This is a genomic window from Gemmata palustris (genome assembly GCF_017939745.1).
Taxonomy (GTDB): Bacteria; Planctomycetota; Planctomycetia; order Gemmatales; family Gemmataceae; genus Gemmata; species Gemmata palustris.
On the sequence record NZ_JAGKQQ010000001.1, the window covers coordinates 3,437,229 to 3,455,248 of the forward strand.

Below are 18,020 nucleotides of genomic sequence, written 5' to 3' on the forward strand. Positions count from 1 at the left end.
GCCATCAACCGCCGCGCCCGACCGCGTGGCTCATCACTTGCGCCAGTTGCGCGAGCGTGTACGGCTTGGCCAACAGGTGCCGGTACCGTAGCGCCTGAAAGGACGAGAGGGCCTCTGGATCGACTGCCCCGGAAACGAGAACGATGGGCAGCTCGGTCCGCAGTTGAGACACCCGGCGCGCGAGCTCCACACCGGACCACGTCGGCATCCGGTTGTCCGTGAGGACCGCGGCAAATGCGGCCGGCCCGGCAGAGAACTCGGCGAACGCGGCCACCGGATCGGTGAACGGTACCGGTTCGTAACCCAGTTCCGTAAGCAGGTGAGCGGTCACGGCCACCAGGACCGGGTCGTCGTCCACGCACAGCACCCGCTCGCCCCGGCCGGTGGGGACCGGCGGCGCCGGGGTGTCCTCGGCCCTCGACCCCGCCACCACCGGCAAGAAGATCTCGAACGTCGTCCCCCGGCCGACGGCACTCGTCACCCGGATCGCCCCCCGGTGATCCCGGACGATACCGTGAACGACGGACAAGCCGAGCCCCGTGCCCTGGCCGACCGGTTTGGTGGTGAAGAACGGTTCAAACACCCGGCGGAGCGTATCGGGCGCCATGCCCGCACCGGTGTCCGAGACGGTGAGTTTGGCGTGGGGGCCGGCGACGAGTGGCGCGAGATCGGTGGGAACCGGGTCCGTCAGGGCGGCGGCTTCGACCGCGAGTACCAGGTGCCCGCCGGCGGGCATGGCGTGGGTCGCGTTCGTACACAGGTTCAGAACCACCTGTTGGAGCTGCCCGCTGTCGGCCAGCACCCCCGGCCCGGCCCCCGGTTCCGGGAGCCGAACGGCGAGTTCGACGGACTTCGGAAAGGACGCCCGCATCAGGGGAACGAGTTCCCGCACCACGTCGGTCAGGGGAACCGGTTGCCGGTTGGTCGGCTGCTGGCGGGAGAACGTGAGGATCCGCCCGACCAGTTCCTTGGCCCGGTGCGCGGCCCGAATGATCTCCTCGGATTGGCGCCGGGCGCTGGTCAGGTCGGGGGCCATTTTCGCGAGTTCGGCGAACCCGAAGATCCCGGTCAAAATGTTATTAAAATCGTGAGCGATCCCGCCCGCGAGGGTACCGAGGGCTTCGAGTTTGTGGGCCTGAATCATGTGGTCGCGGATCCGGCGGTCCTGCTCTTCCGCGCGCCGCTGGGCCGTCACGTCCCGCCCGTCGATCAACAGGTGGCGGCACGCCCCGTCCGGGCCGACGACGGGGATGAACGTGAACTCCCCGACGAACACGCCCGCCACCAGTCGCAGTTCCCGTTCGGCCGTAACCGGGCGGCCGGCACCGATCGCCCGGTGCCGGAGTTCGGCGAACCAGCGGATCGTCTCGGCGTCCAGGCGGAACTCGTTCGCTTCAACGTCCTCGACCTCGCGCCCCAACAGCCGGTCGACCGGAATGGCTTGGCCGGTTTCTCCCAGTTTCAGCACGAACGCCCGGTTGACGCTCGTGTACAACCACCGGCCCTCCGGGGTACGGGTCAGGAAGGCGAGGAACCCGGACACGCTGTTGTAGATCAGTTCCAGGCGCTCGCGGTGTTCCTGAAGGGCGTGCTCGGTCGCCTCCCGCTGCCGGCGCTCGTGCGCCTCCCGGATCGCGCGGGTGACCGCGGGCACCAGTCGGATCAGGTTCTGTTTCAGCAGGTAGTCGTGCGCCCCGGCCCGGATCGCGTCGACCGCAATTTCCTCGCCGACGGTACCGGACACGAGGATGAACGGCACTCGCGACTCCCGCGCCCGCAAAATGGACAGGGCCTCCAGCCCGCTGAACCCGGGCAGGGCGTAGTCCGCGAGGATGATGTCCCAGCCGCCGCGGTCGAGGGCGGCGTGGAACTGGTCGCGGGTGGCGATCCGCTCGGCCCCGAACGCCAGCCCGCCCTTCCGCAACTCGCGGGAGATGAGGAGCTCGTCGTCCGGGTTGTCTTCAACGAGCAGAACGTTCAACGAACGGGGCGAATTCATAGAGTGGGTCGGGGAATGGGGGGGGTCTCGTTGAGCAGCAACCAGTACACGCCGAGGGTACTCACGGCGTGGAGGAACTTATCGAAATCGACCGGCTTGCGGATGTAGCTGCAAGCCCCGAGTTCGTAGCTCTGGGACACGTCCTGTTCCTCCTTGGAGGACGTGAGGATGACCGTGCGGATCATCCGCGTGGCGGGCGTACTCCGCAGCCGCCGGAGCACCTCCAGCCCGTCCACGCGCGGCAGCTTCAAATCCAGGAGAATGACGGCGGGCAGTTGAGTCGCGTCCCGCCCCGCGTGCGTCCCCGTTCCGAACAAGTAGTCGAGCGCCTCCACCCCGTCGCGGGCCACGACGACGGAGTTGGCAATGTTCGCCTTACGGAACGCCCTGAGCGTCAGGGCAATATCGTCTTCGTTGTCCTCGACGAGGAGGATGCTCGCGGTGCTCATAGTGCCGTCCCGGAATCGTGTTTCGTCATTGTAAACCAAAAGCGGGCGCCGGTTCCAACGGAACCCGACGCGGAAACGGTTCCGCCGTGCCGCCGGACGATCCGGAGGACCGTGGCCAGCCCGATGCCGTGGCCCGGGAACTCGTCCGCCCGGTGCAGCCGCTGGAACGGCTGGAACAGTTTGTGCGCGTAGGCCGGGTCGAACCCCGCCCCGTTGTCGCGGACGAAGAACGCGGGCGCGCCGTCGCGCTCTTCGCACCCGACCTCGATCCGCGCGCGGGGCGTTTTACCCGTGTACTTCCAGGCGTTCCCGATCAGGTTGTCGAGCAGGATGCGGAACAGGTTCCGGTCCCCGTCGGCGCCCAGCCCCGGGGCGACGGACACGTCGACCGCGCGCTCGGGGCTCGCGTGCTGCAGCGCGCGGACGACCTCGGACGCCATCGCGGACAGGTCCACGCGCTCGCGGCGCAAGTCGGCCCGTGTCACCTGTGAGAGGGTCAGCAAATCGTCAATGAGTTCGCCCATCCGCCCGGCCGCGGCGCGGATCCGCCGCAGGAAGCTCGCGCCCTCGGGGTCCAATCGGTCCTGGTAGTCCTCCAGCACGGCCTGGCTGAACCCGTCGATGGAGCGGAGCGGGGCGCGGAGGTCGTGAGAAACCGAATAACAAAACGCCTCGAGTTCGTTGTTCGCGGCAACCAGTTCGTCCGTGCGCTCGGCGACGCGCCGCTCGAGTGTCGCGTTCGCCTCGCGGAGCGCTTCCTGGGCCTGCTTCTGGGACGAGATGTCGGCGATGGCCGTGAGGACGTGCGGGCTCCCGTCGAGATCGATCAACTCGACCGAGGCGATGGTGGTTACCGGCGTCCCGTCGGCGCGCGGGCGCGTCCGCACGAGGTTCCGGATGCGCCCGTCGCGGCGCAGCACCTCGTACAATTCGGCCCGGTCATCTGGTGAGGTGTAAAGCCCGGGCACGTCGACCGCCCGGCGCCCGACCACGTGCTCGCGCGGCACGCCGTACAGGTCGGTAAACGCCTGGTTCACGTCCACCAGTTCCCCGGCCCCCGTCGAGAGCGACAGGGCCATCGGGGCCATGTGAAAGAGCGCGGCGAACTTCCGCTCGGAGGCGGCCAGGGCCTGCTCCGCGCGCCGCTGGGCGGTGACGTCCGTGCCGATGCTCAGGATCTCGACGACCCGCCCCTGGGCGTCGAATATGATGCGATTGGTCCACGCGATCCACGCGCGCGCGCCGTTTTTGCGCACGTTCTCGTTGACGTTCTGCTCGAACGATTTCGGGTCCGCGCACACGTGGGCCATCAGGTCCCGCAGGTCGCGCCCGGTGCTCTCGGTGGACGGCACGATCGTGTCCATCACGTGGCGCCCGACGATCTCCTCGGCCGCGTAGCCAAAAAAGCGCAAGCCGAACTCGTTGAGCAGCGTGACCCGCCCCTCCGGGTTCCAGCGCAGGATGATGCTGTTGGCGAGTTCCACCAGTTCACGGTACTCGCGCTCGCTCTCCGCCAGGCGCGTCTCGGCGGCCTGGCGCGCGGAGACGTCGATACCGATCCCGACCAGACACGCCTGCCCCTCGAATGTGACGCGCCGACCGGTGAGATAAAAGGGCACGGTGCGCCCGTCCTTGGACAGGAACGGGGCCTCGATGAACGCCTCCCCGGTCTCGAAAACCGCCGCGATCCGCTGGGCCACGAGCGCCTTATCCTGATCGGAGAAGAAGTCGAGCGGGTGCATGTGCGCGACCTCCGCGGCCGAGTAGCCGGAGACCGTCTCGAAGTTCCGGTTCCAGCGCAGGAACCGCCCCTGGGCATCGTAGAAGTAGAGGATGCCGGGCATGCTCTCGATGATGGTGTCGGTGAACAGCTTCTCGTTGCGCGCGGCCCGCTCCGCCCGGTTCTGCTCGGTCACGTCCCGGATGATGTCGAGGCGGCACCGGTCGCCGCCGACGGTCACGGGAATGGACGAGATCGCCACCTCGTGCGCGCGCCCGGTCGCGTCGCGCACGGTTGCCGGTTGGTCCCGGACGATCTCACCCGAGCGGGCCGCGTCGAGCACCCGGGTACGGGACTCGGGGTCGAACCAGTTCTCCTCGGTGACGGACCGGCCGAGCACCTGTTCCCGGCTGTAGCCGATGAGCCGACAGAACCCGTCGTTCACCTCCAAGAATTTCCCGTCGGCGACCCGCGCGAGCACGGCCGCGTCCGGGCTCGCGTGAAAGGCCGTCGCGAACTTCTGTTCGGATTCCCGGAGCTGGTGGGTGCGCGTGCGGACGGCGCGCCGGAGGGCGAGCACCCACACCGTGCCCACCAGCGCGACGCCCGTTCCGGCGGCGAGCGCCACCGCCACCTGGCCCCGGGTGATTCGGGGGCGATCGGGGGGCGCGACCACGACCACGTCGGCCGGCGCGAGGGGCAGAATAATCAGGCCCGTGGACACGTCGAACCGGCTGGCGAGCGCGCCGGTTACCGTCACAACGCTCTCCACTTCCGCCCCCGGCCCCCAATCGGCGGGCACCCGCACCGACACGGTCATGCCGTCCCGCACGAGCGTGAGTCGGCCCGCGCTCGCCTCGGTCACGCGCCCCTGAAAGCGCACGCGACAGGCGTCCGCCGCCGCGAGATCCGGCTCGGACGCGATGTCCCGCGGTTCGGGCAGCGGGGCCGTGCCGAGCGCGGTCACGTCGGCGCTCCGCACGGCGATGCGGTCGCCGTTCCAGGCTAAAAAGCCGCTCACTTCCACGCGCGTGCCCGGACCGATGTCCGCGGGCGCCTCCGTTCGGAGCCGGACCGTGTACCCGCCGGTATCGTCCTGGACGAGCAGCACGTCGTCGGCGAACCGTCCGGTAACTACCCCGGTCGTCCGCACCAACGGGATCGGCGACACGCCCGGCAGGAACCGCCGGAGGTACTGGATCGTGCGAACGGGCGTGGCCGATTCAACCGCGGTCACTTCGTTCAACGACTGGAGCAGCACGCGGACGTTCCCGGTGACCCGCCCGGCGGGATCGAATTCGGGCACGCACACCCCGCGCGCGCGGACGACCGACCCGACCCGGCGGCGCAGGTCCTCTTCTGGAACGGGTTCACGGAACGCGAGTATTCCCAGCCCCGCGGTCCCTTCAACAAGGAGCCCCGCGCCGCCCTTCACCGCCCTCACGTCCCGGACCAGGCAGTACACTTGGACGAACTGGGCGTCGAGCCACCGGGCCTCGGGTTGCGAGAAATTGAACGGCAGCGCGGTCGGTAGTGGCTCGGTTCCCAGTGCCTCGACGGTGACGCCCACCACGAACGGTGAGAACCACCCCGCGCGCGACTGGCCCGTTACACGAACGCGCGTTCCCGGCCTCACCCCGGCCGGCAGCGCGCGTGCTTGCACGTAGATGCCCGAGGTCCCGTCTTGAACGAACAGCTCTGAACCGCGCGCGTGGGAGAGGGTCACGACCCCGGTGATCTGGATGAAGCGGGGCGCTTTCGCCTCATCCGGGGTCAACGCGCGGACGGCGGCCGCGGTCGTCAGCGGCTCGCGGTCGTTAGCCTTCTGCGCGGGCGCGAGTAAAGGGAGTAGCTGCAGAAAGAGAACGATGACCACGAATAGCTCCCTCGACACCCGACCTGTGTTCGTGATGTTCTACACGAAGTGACCCGCCTCCGCGTGGGAGCCGATTTCCCCACCAGGGCCGAACGACGCGCGCGTCAGCCGCGGGTGTGGTGCCGACCGATCATCGAATGTAAGCGCACGTGGCCTTGTGGCACGAATTTTCACAGTGCCCGGGTGCGCCCGCCCGACGCTGGTGATGTGAATGAAGTAATAGCACAAAGATGTCACAACGATTGATGGCAGCGGCGCGGCCGAACAACGCGCCGCCGGGCAATCACGCCGATCTTCGTGGGCAGTTCAATTTCGACACGCCCCGCCCTCAATCCTCCGTGAACCGCTTCCGCCGGAGCATGTGGTGGTAGTGCTGCGCGAAGCGGTGCGATTCGTCGCGGACGTACTGGAGCAGTCGCAGCGCGGCCGAGTGCTTGCTGAGTTTGATGGACTCGTCCGCGCCGGGGCGAAAAATCTCCTCCTCCTGTTTCGCGAGAGAAATCAGGCACGGCGGGGTGATTCCGAGCGTCTGAAACGCATCGAGCGCCGCGTTGAGTTGCCCCTTCCCGCCGTCGATGAGCAGGATGTCGGGGAACACCTCGTCCTCGTCGCGCAACCGCCGGAATCGCCGAGTGACGACCTCGCGCATACTCGCGAAGTCGTCCACACCCTCTACGGACTTGATTTTGAACCGCCGGTAGCCGGGCTTGAACGGCACCCCGTCCAGGAACGACACCAGCGACGCGACCGTGTCCTGCCCGCTGAGGTGCGCGATGTCCATGCCCTCGATCGTGCGCGGGGTGTTCGCGAGGCCCAACACCTTCTTCAGCCCGATCAGGCCCTTCTTCGGGTCGATGGGGAACACTTCCGGCTGCACGTCTTTGTTCGCGTCCCCGCGCATGTCGAGTTTTTGGATGGCCGCGATCTCGTCGCGGATGCGCCGGGCCTTCTCGAAATTCAGCTCCTCGCTCGCGGCGGTCATCTCGCGCTCCATGCGGCGCACGAGCTTCGCGGTCTTGCCTTCGAGAATGAAAATGAGCTTCTTGATCTGCGCGCGGTAGTCCTCGCGCGACACGCGCAGGTTGCACGGCGCGGTGCAGCGCCGGATGCTGTGCAACAGACAGGGGCGGAACCACTTCCACCGGTCCTCGCCGGTCTTGATGTCGAGCGTGCAAGTACGGAACTGGAGCAACCGCTGGAGCACGTCCATCGCGATCCGCAGCGGCTTCGTGCTCGTGAACGGCCCGTAGAGCCGGACGCCCTTGCGCCGCGGTTTGCGCGTGATCTCGACCCGCGGGAACTCTTCGCGCGTGCGGATCTGCAGGTACGGGAACGTCTTGTCGTCCTTGAGATCCTTGTTGAACTTCGGGCGCAGGTCTTTAATCATCCGCGCTTCGGTAAACACGGCCTGGATCGCGTCGGTCGTCTCGATGAAGTCCACGTCCTTGACGAGCGGCATCCAGTCACGGATGCGGGCATCGTTCAGGGCTTCTTTGCTGAAGTACGACGAGGCCCGGCCGCGCAAGTTCTTCGCCTTGCCGACGTAAATGACGTTCCCGCCGGCGTCCTTCATCAGGTACACGCCGGACGTGGTGGGGAACTCGCGGACCTTCGCGGCCGGGTCGCGCGGATCGGGTGTTTGCTCGCTGACGGGGGGAATCGGATCTTCGATCATGGGAAGCATCCACCGGAACAGGGGTACACGCATTGTACCCGTTGGCGGCAAATCTTCCCACGCTATTGGAGGGAGTTACGAGCGCGGGCGGATGAGGGGCGCGAGATCGGGATAAAGTTCGTACAAGCAGACCGGGCAGATGCCGTGCGTGAGCCGTTCGCCGGCCACGGGAGTGCGGTCGCGCCACTCGTCCGCGGCCGTCCTCTCGCGCCGGCAGTGACAGCAGACGCACGTCATTTTGGTATCTTCGGCCATGCGATCGCGCACGAATGGTGCCACCATTGCGCAGTTCCCTTCCCAACCGCGATCGCGAAATTCCTTACCGGGTAAAGAATTCAGCTATCGTTCGGAATCTTTTGTCGGATTCACTCATGTGAGCGGGGCGCTCGTGAGAAAAATGCAAACTGTATGCCCTCGACACAAAAACAAAGGGGGCGTGAGTACCGACCCGCCACGCAATCCGCGGGAACTTACCAGAGCGAAGATTAAGTGTCGAGTTGTCCGGCGCCGCTTGCTGCGGGATCGTAAGGTTCAAGCCACTGAATGATTTCGATCCGGTTGCCGTCCGGGTCGCTCACGAAGAACCGGTCGCAGTGGGGGATCGGCCCAGTTTCCTGAATCTCGATGCGCTGTGTGCGGAAGTGCTCACGCGCCTGCGCGACATCCGGCACACGAAGGGCGAAGTGCCGCGGGCTCCGCGAATCGGGCTGCGGTTTCTGGAGCAGGTGCAGCGTTTGCCCGTCACCCAGTTGGAACCACAGTGCGACGAAATCAAACGTCTTCGGCTTCGGGATCTCCTTCAACCCCAACACGCCCGCGTAGAACGCCCGCGCCTGCGCCACGTCCGTAATGAGCACGGAACAGTGGTCGAGGTGAGTCACGTTCAATCCCGCCATCGCATCTCTCCCATGGCGATGAAGTTGCGCTCACACCGCGCGATACCACAGCCGCTCCGTTGACCCGCCCAAACCCCGGCCGGCTAACAATTGCTAACATTTTCGGGGTTCGGGCCGTCACCGGGGCAAATCGCCAAGCAACTAGCGACTCAACTACTGACACTACAGGTAGTTAAGACACAATCATCGTTCCGACTCACCCTCGCCGGCAGGTAACAACCGCTAACATCGCCGCAATTTCTGGCCGTTTCGGGCTAACACTTCGAGCCCGCTCGCACTCGTACCCCGAGCACACCCGCAATACCTGGACACTGCCAATTATACGCAAGTGGACACAAGAATACAAACACTGTCCCGACTGCGCGGCGCACGCGCATTGTGCGGGCGCGCCGCGCAGCGCGTTGCTGAGCCGAGCAGTGAAAACATCACAATGTGCGCCGGGGGTGCAGCGAATACCACTCACGGGAAGTCCCGAATGAAGAACCGGCGCCCTTCCCTAAAAATGAGGGAGGCGGGCTTCTGCGTGTCGCTGAGGGTCGAGTCACATGAGCGTGTTCCGCGTGAAGACGACCGAGGCCCGCGTCGGCGTGGTCGGGCTTTACAGTGCCGGCAAAACCGTGCTGCTCACCTCGCTCATCAATCACCTTCAGGACCACGACTCGGACCGGTTCCCGCTCGGGAAGCCCGGTACGCACCTGCGCAAATTCACCGTGAAGGAACCCGATCGCGGGTGGGCACCGTTCAACTATTCCGGGCATCGCGACGCGCTGGTGAACTACGGTCGGTGGCCGTCCAAGACGACCGACCGCGCGCAGTTCGTCTGTCAGTTCGAGCGCTCCGACTGGACCTTCAGCGACTGCCTCCTGAAGCTGTACGACCTGCCGGGGGAGCGCATCGCCGACGCCGGGATGCTCGGGCGCGACTTCACCGCGTGGTCCGAGCGCATGCTGAGCCTGTTCGTGAACGACTCCACGTACCGCACCTGTTCGGCCCCGTTTTTGGACGCGATCAAGAAGCCCGGCGCGACCGAAACCGAGCTACTGACGGCGTACCGCGTGTCGCTCGCGAACCTCATCCTGAACTTCAAGCCGCTCATTTCGCCCTCCACGTTCCTGCTCGATCTGAAGGGCCAGCCGGCGCGCCCCGCGGCGCCCGAGGAACTCGCGGCCGCCCGACACTGCGGCGTCGATGAGCAGAACCAGTTCTGCCCGCTGCCCGCCGAATTACGGCGCAACGGGACCGAGTTGTTCGAGTCGTTTTCGTCGCGCTACAACCTGTACGTCGAGCAAGTGGTGGTGCCCACGATCGCGGCGTACCGCTCGTGTACGTCCCTCATCGTGCTGGTCGATGTGACGATGCTGCTGGCGGGCGGTGTGGGCATGTACGACGACAACCGGCAAATCGTGCGCGACCTCTTCGACGTGCTCGCGCCCGGCGAAAACAAGCTGTTCGGACCGGTCGCACGCGGGCTGAGCAAGGTGTTCCTGCCGCACCAGTGGCGCCCGGGGTGGATCACGCGACTCGCGTTCGTGGCGCCCAAACTGGACCTCGTTCACCCGCTCGACCGCGACCGGATGCAGTTGCTCACGCGCCGAATGGTCGAGCGCTTTGCCACGGACCGCGACGGGTTGCAGCACCAGTTCTTCAACGTGTCCTCGGTGGTGTCCACGAAGGCACTGCCCACCGAACCCGGCGCGGGGCGCGTGCTCGTCGGCACGCCCCTTCGTGGCGCGGACGGCCGAAAGGTGCCACCATCTGGCGAACAGCGTTTTACCGCATCAGAGCTACCGGACGATTGGCCGCTGGAATGGCCCGCGGGGCGCTACGCCTTCCCCGAAGTGTACCCCCGAATGCCGACCCGCAAGGACTACCCGCCCGATCAGGTGAACCTGGACAAGCTCGCCACGTTCGTGATCGAGTAGGCGAACCCCGCCCGCCAGGGCGGTGGGGTGCGCGCAGTGACGATGCCACCCACTGCCCTGGCGGGCGGGGTTCACCTTCCAGGACGAGCCGCGACCGCAAGGGAGCGGGAGGCGCAACACGCGCTCAGCGACAATCCAACCCACAGGAAGCCGTTGCCCCGCTCCCTCGCGGTCGCGGCTCATCCGAGCCGCATTCTGCCCCGCGAGTTAGTTTCGCTTCGAGATCAGTCGCGACCGAACGAGCCGCGACCGCCAGGGAGCGGGAGGCGCAACGAGTGCCTCGCGATCGCGATTTAATGCAGGAAGCCCCGCTCCCTTGCGGTCGCGGCTCGTTGACCCAAAGCGAGAGTAAAACATCACGGGATGTAGACGAACTCGTGCGTGTTGAACAGCACCACACACAGGTCGGCCAGCGCGCGGGCGTGTGCCGCGTCCGTGCCAGCGGGTAGCGAAGTCGCATCAATACCGATGTCTTGTTTCGCACGAACGCGGTCACGGACGATGGCGGTTTGGTCCTTCAAGAACTCGGTCGCGAGCTTGCGCTCGGTCGCGTTCGGTACTCGGCCGGTCGCCCTGCGATACAGCGCGTTCAGTTGCTTCTCGGTATCGGTGCCTGCTTCAGTTAGCAGTGACACTGCCATTGCTTTGGCCTGCTCGTGAACGAACGGGCTGTTCATCAGGATGAGCGCTTGCGGCGCGAACGTACTCACCGGGCGCACGGCACAGGCGTTGAGCGTATCGGGCTGGTCGAACGCTTCGAGGATCGGCTGGCGCACGTTGCGCTTGTTGAAGAGGTACACGGACCGGCGCGTGTGCTGCTTCACATCGGGCGTGACCGGCCAAAGCCCGTCCGGTTCGCCCTCGGTGAAAATCAGGTCGTACACTTCGGGTTCGAGCGGCACCTTCACCGACAGCCCGCCGACTTGCCGGTTCAGCGTACCCGCTGCGGTGAGTACGGAATCGCGGACCGCTTCGGCCTCGAGGCGCCGACGGCTCATCTTCCACAGGAGCTTGTTGTCGGGGTCCGCCTTCGCGCCGTGTGCGGTCGTTGCGGACTGGCGGTACGTGGCGCTCGTCACGATCAGCCGGTGGATGCGTTTCAGCGCCCAGGGGGAACCCGCCCCTACGGACGGGGTCGCCAACTCGCACGCCAGCCAGTCCAACAACTCCGGGTTCGTGGGCAGGTCGCCACGGGTACCGAAGTCGTTCGGCGTGTTGACGATCCCGCGCCCGAAATGGTGCTGCCACACGCGGTTCACGATCACGCGCGCCGTGAGCGGGTGATCGGGCTTGGTGAGCCAGTCCGCGAGTTCGCGTCGCGAGGTGGGCACGGGCGTTCCTTCGCGCACCAGGACGCGCGGGAACGCGGGCTGCACCTCCAGTGTTTTCTGGCTCACCTCGCCGCGATTCAGAACAAACGTCTTTTCGTCGCCCGCGTTCTCAATGGCCCACGCAGCGGGCGCGGGCGGCGGGGTTCGCGCGTCGATCGCGTGCAACTGTTCGCGGAGTTGCGCCCGCTTCGCGAGGTCCGCAGGGGACATTGCGGCGAGAACCTCGTCCCAGCTCACGTGGATGAGCGTCCCGGCCTGCGCTGCGAGCGTCTTCTGCTCCTCGGTCCGCTTGTCGGCCGGCGTATCGAGGGCCTTGCGGTACTTCGGCTCCAATTTGTCGCGCTTCTCCTGGTTCACCTTCGTGCGAACCGGGTTGTCCAACTCCGCGATCTGCTTCTTGATCGGCGCCGTCTTCGTGTTGATCTCGCCCATTCGCTTGGTGTGCGTTTCGCGCTCCGCGGGTGTGGCGAAATTCACATCGGCGTACTTGGCGCTGGCGAAGAACGCCTGGAGCCGGTAATAATCCCCGGCCGAGAGAGGATCGAACTTGTGGTCGTGACAGCGCGTGCAGGCGAACGTGAGCCCCAGGAACGCGGCCCCCACACCGTTCACCATCTCAGTGAGCGTTTCCTGCCGGAGCACGTCCGCATCGAGGTTCCCACTCACCACGTGAACCGGCCCGCAGCGGTGAACACCGGTCGCGATCAGGGTGTCGTGGGAGGACGGGTGCGCGAAGAGCGCCGAGAGCTTGGACCACCCGGACGATCGGGCCACCTTTCGCTGCTGCTCGTCCTTCCAAATGAGGTCGCCGGCGATCTGCTCTTTGACGAATTGGTCGTAGGGCTTGTCCGCGTTGAAGCTGCTCACCACGAAGTCGCGGTAGCGCCAGGAGTGCGGGCGCTCCGCATCGAGTTCGTAACCGTTGCTCTCCGCGAAGCGAACGACGTCGAGCCAGTGCGTCGCCCAGCGCTCGCCGAAGTGCGGGGACGCGAGCAACCGATCGACGACCTTCTCGTAAGCATCGGGCGCATCATCTTTCAGGAACGCATCGACTTCCGCGGGCGTGGGCGGGAGGCCCGTCAGGTCGAGCGTCACCCGGCGCAAGAGCGTGAGTTTGTCGGCCGGTGCAGAGGGTTTCAGCCCCTCCTTCTCCAGTCGCGCGAGAATGAAGGCATCGATCGGGTTCCGCGATTCGTTCTTCAGAGTTCGCGGTTCGGGAACCGGTGGGCGCTTGGGGGGCACGAAGGACCAGTGCGCCCGGTCCTGCGCCTTCAGTTCGGGGTCCGCGTACTTCCGCTGCGCCGTCGCGCGGTTCGAGACCGCGAGCAACAGCAGTAACAGCGCGACCGGCACGGCTCGGCGAATCATGGCACCACTCCGCATTGCGAGACGGCTTCAAGCCTACGCGACCGGTCACATCCCGGGCAACACCTTATCCGGCTCGGCGAAAATTGCGGGCACGCCGCCCGTGTGAATAAACACCACCGACGACCCGCGCGGGTATTTGCCCGCGCGCACATCGGCGATGAGCGCCGCGAGCGCTTTCGCCGTGTACACGTGATCGGTCAGGATCGCTTCCGACGTGGCGAGGAGGTGCATGGCCTCCTGTCCCGCCCGAGACGGGAGCCCGTAGCCCGGCGCGATAAACGACTCGTCGGCGTCCAAATCTTCGGGCTTCAGTCGGTGCGGGAGCCCCAATCGCTCGGCAGCGGCGTTCGCGTCACTGGCCATCTGTGTCGGGATGTGCCAGGGCCAGGGCATCGGGCAGATGAGCCGGGCCGGGCACTGGAACCCGAGCAGCGCCTTCCCCAGCGCGACTCCGGCCCCGGTCGCCCCCGCGGACGACACGTAGAACGCCGCCGGCGCGACGTTCAGCGCGGTCAGTTGCTCCGCGATCTCGGCCATGCACAGCGCGTAACTGACGGCCGCGAGCGGCACCACGCGGGGCGGGTTCCAGAAGTACGGGTTCCGCCCGGCGCTGCGGAACTCTTCGGCCTTCGACGCGAGGAGCGCGTTCAGTTCCGGCCCGATCTTCGCATCTGTGAACTCGACGTGCGCGCCGACGAGGTAATCGAGCAGCAAGTTGCCCTGCGGCTCCGTCTTCTGATGGGCCTTCGAGAGATAGAGCCGGCACTCCAATCCGAGTTTCGCGCAGCTCGCAGCGGTTTGCCGGCAGTTGTTCGACTGGACCAGCGCGCCCCACACGAACATGTCCGCGCCGCTCGCGAGTGCGTCGCCGAGCAGGAACTCGTTGTGGCGCGCCTTGTTCCCGCCGAGCACGAGTCCGGTGCAGTCGTCGCGCTTGATGAAGACGCGCACGCCCCCGCCGATCTTCGCGGCGAAGCGCGGCATCTCTTCGAGCGGCGTGGGCAAGTGGGCGAGCCGTTCGCGGGGCAATTGCGCCACCGCCGCGCGCACGTCCGCCGGCGTGAGTATCGGATCGGGCATGGTCACGTCTCCGCGAGCCAGAAGGTGTGGTGTCATGGTAAGCCCGCGGAACCGCACTGGCCCGAAATTGGGTGGCGGCCTGCGCATGTTGCTCCGCGGCGGAAGACGGTTCCCGGTCTTCGCCCCGGAGGGGCCGTCGTTCGTAGCACCGGGCGGAAGCCCGGTGCATTCTTTGCCCCGGGCTACATTCGCCGCCCCGAAATTGAGAGAGGGTGTTGAATCCGCGCGTAGAATGCGGTCGAACGTATAGCCGGAGAAGGCGCGCGAGCGTCCCGTCCGGCTATTTGTTTGGCGGACACTTCCGATCCGGTACACTGTCACCGACGCGCCACCGGATCGGCCGGCACACCGCAAGGATTCGCGCATGACCTCGACGGTTTCTGATACGGCCCCGACCCGCACGCGCCACTCGAATCGTGCCCCCCGCCCGAACACGGTCCTGATCGTCGGCGCGGGTCCGGGCGGGTTGGCGGCCGCACTCCTACTGGCAAAGGCCGGGCTGGATGTCCACGTCGTCGAGCGCATGCCGCGCGTCGGCGGGCGGTGTTCCGCAATCGAAGAGCAGGGCTTCCGGTTCGATCTCGGCCCCACGTTCTTCCTCTACCCCCGCGTTCTGGAGCGCATCTTCAAGCTGATCGGGCGCGACCTGCGGACCGAAATTCCGATGGTCCGGCTCGACCCGCAGTACCGCATCGCGTTCGGCGGTGGCGGGGAGTTGAACTGCACCCCGAACCTGGAGCAACTCGAAACCGAAGTCGCGCGCCTCAGCCCCGGCGACGCGCAGAACGTGCGCCGGTTCCTGGACGACAACCGCGTGAAGATGGAGCAGTTCCGGCCGTGCCTGGAGCGGCCCTTCTCGGGCTGGCGCGATCTCGTCCGCTGGCAGCTCATCAAGCTGTTCCCGACGCTGCGCCCGTGGGCCTCGCTTGATGCGGAACTGGGCCGGTACTTCAAGGACGAGCGCATCCGGCTCGCGTTCTCGTTCCAGTCCAAATACCTGGGCATGTCGCCGTTCAACTGCCCGAGCCTGTTCTCGATCCTCTCGTTCCTCGAGTACGAGTACGGCGTGTGGCACCCGATGGGCGGGTGCGCCGCGGTGTCCGAGGGGATGGCCCGCGTCGCGCGCGAAATGGGCGTGCGGATCACGCTGAACGAAGACGTGAAAGAGGTGCTGTTCGATGGCCGAAAGGCCGTCGGCATCCGCACCCCGAGCGGCGAGCACCGAGCGGACGCCCTCGTCATCAACGCGGACTTTGCCCACGCGATGACGAAGCTCGTGCCGAACCACCTCCGCCGGAAGTGGACCGACGAGAAGATCGAGAAGAAGAAGTTCTCGTGCTCGACGTTCATGATGTACCTCGGGATTGAGGGCCGTTTCGACGACGTCCCGCACCACACGATTCACACCGCCGCGGACTACGTGAAGAACCTCGCGGACATCGAACAGCGGCACGTGCTTTCCGACGACCCTTCCTTCTATGTGCAAAACGCGACGCCCACCGACCCGAGCCTCGCGCCGCCCGGAATGAGTACGCTCTACGTGCTCGCGCCGGTCACGCACCAGCACCCGAACGTCGATTGGGCGAAGGAAACGCCCGCGTTCCGCGCGAAGCTGTTGAAGCAGTTGGAGAAGGTCGGGCTGACGGGGGTGGAGAAGCGCATTCGCTTCGAGAAGATCGTCACGCCAGCGGACTGGGAGCACACATACAACGTGTACCGCGGCGCCACGTTCAGCCTCGCGCACTCGTGGGGGCAGATGCTCCACCTGCGCCCGCGGAACCGGTTCGACGAACTCGAAAGCGTGTACCTCGTGGGCGGCGGAACGCACCCCGGCAGCGGGCTGCCGGTGATCTACGAATCCGCCCGCATCACCAGTCGCTTGCTGCTCGAAGACTTCGCCCACGACACGGAATGGCTCGGCGCGCCGGGGGCCACAGAGCAGCCCGCCGCGGTCGCGCATTAGCGGGTCCGCGCTCTTGTAGTCGGGTCTTTGGCTGGCTGGATGATCCGGGCGCGGCTTCCGTTCGCGCTCGCGGGGGAAATGGTGGGCCTGCGCAAAGCCTGGACCCACCCTACAAGAAGACACTGAACCACACCAACGGGAAGCTATGACACGGAACACCGAACGGAATCGCGTGGGGGTGATCGGCGGTGGGCTGGGTGGACTGGCCGCAGCGTGCGTGCTGGCCGCGCGCGGCTACGCGGTCACGCTGTTCGAGAAAAGCCCCTGGCTCGGTGGTAAGGCGGCCGTTCTGAACGAAGCCGGGTTCCGCTTCGATATGGGTCCGACGATCCTCACCATCCCGTCGGTGCTGCGCCGCATCTTCCGCGAAGCCGACCGGCAGATGGAAGACTACCTCGATCTGGTCCGCCTCGATCCGCAATGGCGGTGCTTCTTCACCGACGGCACGTCGCTCGACCTGATCGAAGACGTGGACGCGATGGCCGCGAAGCTCGACGCCTACGCGCCGGGCACCAACTCCGCGGACGGCTACCGTCGGTTCCACGCGCTCTCGGACCGGTTGCACCAGGTTTCCAACCGCCACTATTTTTGGAAGTCCATTGGCGGCGTCCGCGACATGATCGACTGGCGCGCCGGGTTCTCGGCGCAGTTGATGGGCGACGTGTTTAACATGCGGATGGGCCGATCGGTCGCGGGCACCGTGCGGAAGTTCGTGCCGGACCCGCGCGTCGCGCAGATGCTCGACCACTTCACGCAGTACGTCGGGTCGTGCCCCGAGTCGTCGCCCGCGGTGCTGTGCGGCATCGCGCACATGCAGACGACCGAGGGCATCTGGTACCCGAAGGGCGGAACGCGCGCGGTGCCCGAGGCGCTGGTACAACTCGGGGAAGAGTTGGGGGTCGAGTTCCGCACGGAAACCGGCATTCGGCGCGTGTTGACCGACGAGAACGGGACGCGCGTTTGTGGGGTGGAAACCGAGAGCGGCGAGGTGATCGAACTCGCGGCCGTGGTCTCGAATGCGGACAGTGCGCGAACGCACCGCGAACTCCTTCCTGAAACTGCACCGCGCGCCGCAAAGCGCTTCGAGAAGCGCCGGACCTACGAGCCGGCGTGCTCCGGCGTCGTGCTCTATTTGGGGCTAAACAAGGCTTACGACCACCTGCTTCACCACGACTTCGTGTTCTCCGCGGACCCGCACCAGGAGTTCGATGACATCTACCGTCGAGGCGAACCGGCCGCGGACCCGACGTGCTACATCGCGTCCACGGCCCGCACCGAGCCCGAAACGGCCCCGCCCGGCGGCGACGCGCTGTACGTGCTGGTTCACACGCCGTACCTGCGCCCGCACCACGACTGGAAGCGGATGCTCCCGGAGTACCGCAACGTCATCATCAACAAGCTGAAGACGACCGGGCAAATGCCGGACATCGAAGACCGCATCGTCTACGAATCCGCGCTCACACCGCAGGACATCCACGACCGGTACCGCGTGCTGAACGGCGCGATTTACGGCCTCGCGAGTCACGGGAAGTGGAACGGCGCGTTCAAGCCCGCGAATCGCTCACCTGACGTGAAGGGATTGTACCTCGCAGGAGGCGCAGCACACCCCGGCCCCGGAATGCCGATGGTACTGATGTCCGGTTGGATCGCAGCCGATGTGCTCGACCAGGACGCCGTTGCACCAAAGGGAAGCCCGCAAACCGTCCCCCCAACGCAGCAACCCGAGCCGGCCCGGGTGTGA

Annotated in this window: 11 protein-coding genes; 3 read left to right on the plus strand and 8 right to left on the minus strand. The window is 66.3% G+C overall.

The window, feature by feature from the left end; genetic code table 11:
• Window positions 1-4 precede the first annotated feature (4 nt).
• From J8F10_RS14100 to J8F10_RS14125, 6 genes are all read right to left on the minus strand, one after another.
• Entirely contained in the window at window positions 5-1,999 is a 1,995-nt protein-coding gene (locus J8F10_RS14100) for a hybrid sensor histidine kinase/response regulator (RefSeq protein WP_210654505.1), read from the minus strand.
• Entirely contained in the window at window positions 1,996-2,448 is a 453-nt protein-coding gene (locus J8F10_RS14105) for a response regulator (protein ID WP_210654507.1), read from the minus strand. Before J8F10_RS14105 ends, J8F10_RS14100 begins: the two co-directional genes overlap by 4 nt.
• Window positions 2,445-6,044 carry a PAS domain-containing sensor histidine kinase gene (locus tag J8F10_RS14110; RefSeq protein ID WP_210654509.1) on the minus strand — a complete coding sequence of 1,200 codons (3,600 nt, stop codon included), beginning with the start codon at window positions 6,042-6,044 and terminating at the stop codon, window positions 2,445-2,447. Before J8F10_RS14110 ends, J8F10_RS14105 begins: the two co-directional genes overlap by 4 nt.
• A gap of 328 nt (window positions 6,045-6,372) precedes the next feature.
• Window positions 6,373-7,719 carry an excinuclease ABC subunit UvrC gene (locus J8F10_RS14115; RefSeq protein WP_210654511.1) on the minus strand — a complete coding sequence of 449 codons (1,347 nt, stop codon included), beginning with the start codon at window positions 7,717-7,719 and terminating at the stop codon, window positions 6,373-6,375.
• A gap of 75 nt (window positions 7,720-7,794) precedes the next feature.
• Entirely contained in the window at window positions 7,795-8,001 is a 207-nt protein-coding gene (locus J8F10_RS14120) for a hypothetical protein (protein ID WP_210654514.1), read from the minus strand.
• 203 nt (window positions 8,002-8,204) lie between these two features.
• Window positions 8,205-8,615 (minus strand): VOC family protein, encoded by a 411-nt coding sequence (locus J8F10_RS14125; protein WP_210654516.1) that lies wholly within the window; start codon window positions 8,613-8,615, stop codon window positions 8,205-8,207.
• Window positions 8,616-9,160: 545 nt separating this feature from the next.
• Between J8F10_RS14125 and J8F10_RS14130 the strand changes: the two genes are divergently transcribed.
• Window positions 9,161-10,537: a YcjX family protein gene (locus tag J8F10_RS14130; protein WP_210654518.1), complete on the plus strand. Its 1,377-nt coding sequence runs from the start codon at window positions 9,161-9,163 to the stop codon at window positions 10,535-10,537.
• Between the two features lie 356 nt (window positions 10,538-10,893).
• Here J8F10_RS14130 and J8F10_RS14135 read toward each other — a convergent pair whose 3' ends face one another.
• Together J8F10_RS14135 and J8F10_RS14140 are read right to left on the minus strand one after the other, a co-directional pair.
• A complete protein-coding gene (locus J8F10_RS14135) occupies window positions 10,894-13,236 on the minus strand; it encodes a DUF1549 and DUF1553 domain-containing protein (RefSeq protein ID WP_210654520.1) in 2,343 nt (780 codons plus the stop codon).
• A gap of 45 nt (window positions 13,237-13,281) precedes the next feature.
• Entirely contained in the window at window positions 13,282-14,316 is a 1,035-nt protein-coding gene (locus J8F10_RS14140; RefSeq protein WP_210654522.1) for a 1-aminocyclopropane-1-carboxylate deaminase/D-cysteine desulfhydrase, read from the minus strand.
• Window positions 14,317-14,680: 364 nt separating this feature from the next.
• Here J8F10_RS14140 and crtI point away from each other — a divergent pair, with 364 nt between their 5' ends.
• Window positions 14,681-16,279 carry a phytoene desaturase family protein gene (gene crtI, locus J8F10_RS14145; RefSeq protein ID WP_210654524.1) on the plus strand — a complete coding sequence of 533 codons (1,599 nt, stop codon included), beginning with the start codon at window positions 14,681-14,683 and terminating at the stop codon, window positions 16,277-16,279.
• A gap of 145 nt (window positions 16,280-16,424) precedes the next feature.
• On the plus strand, window positions 16,425-18,020 hold the full coding sequence (locus J8F10_RS14150) for a phytoene desaturase family protein (protein ID WP_210654526.1): 1,596 nt from the start codon (window positions 16,425-16,427) through the stop codon (window positions 18,018-18,020).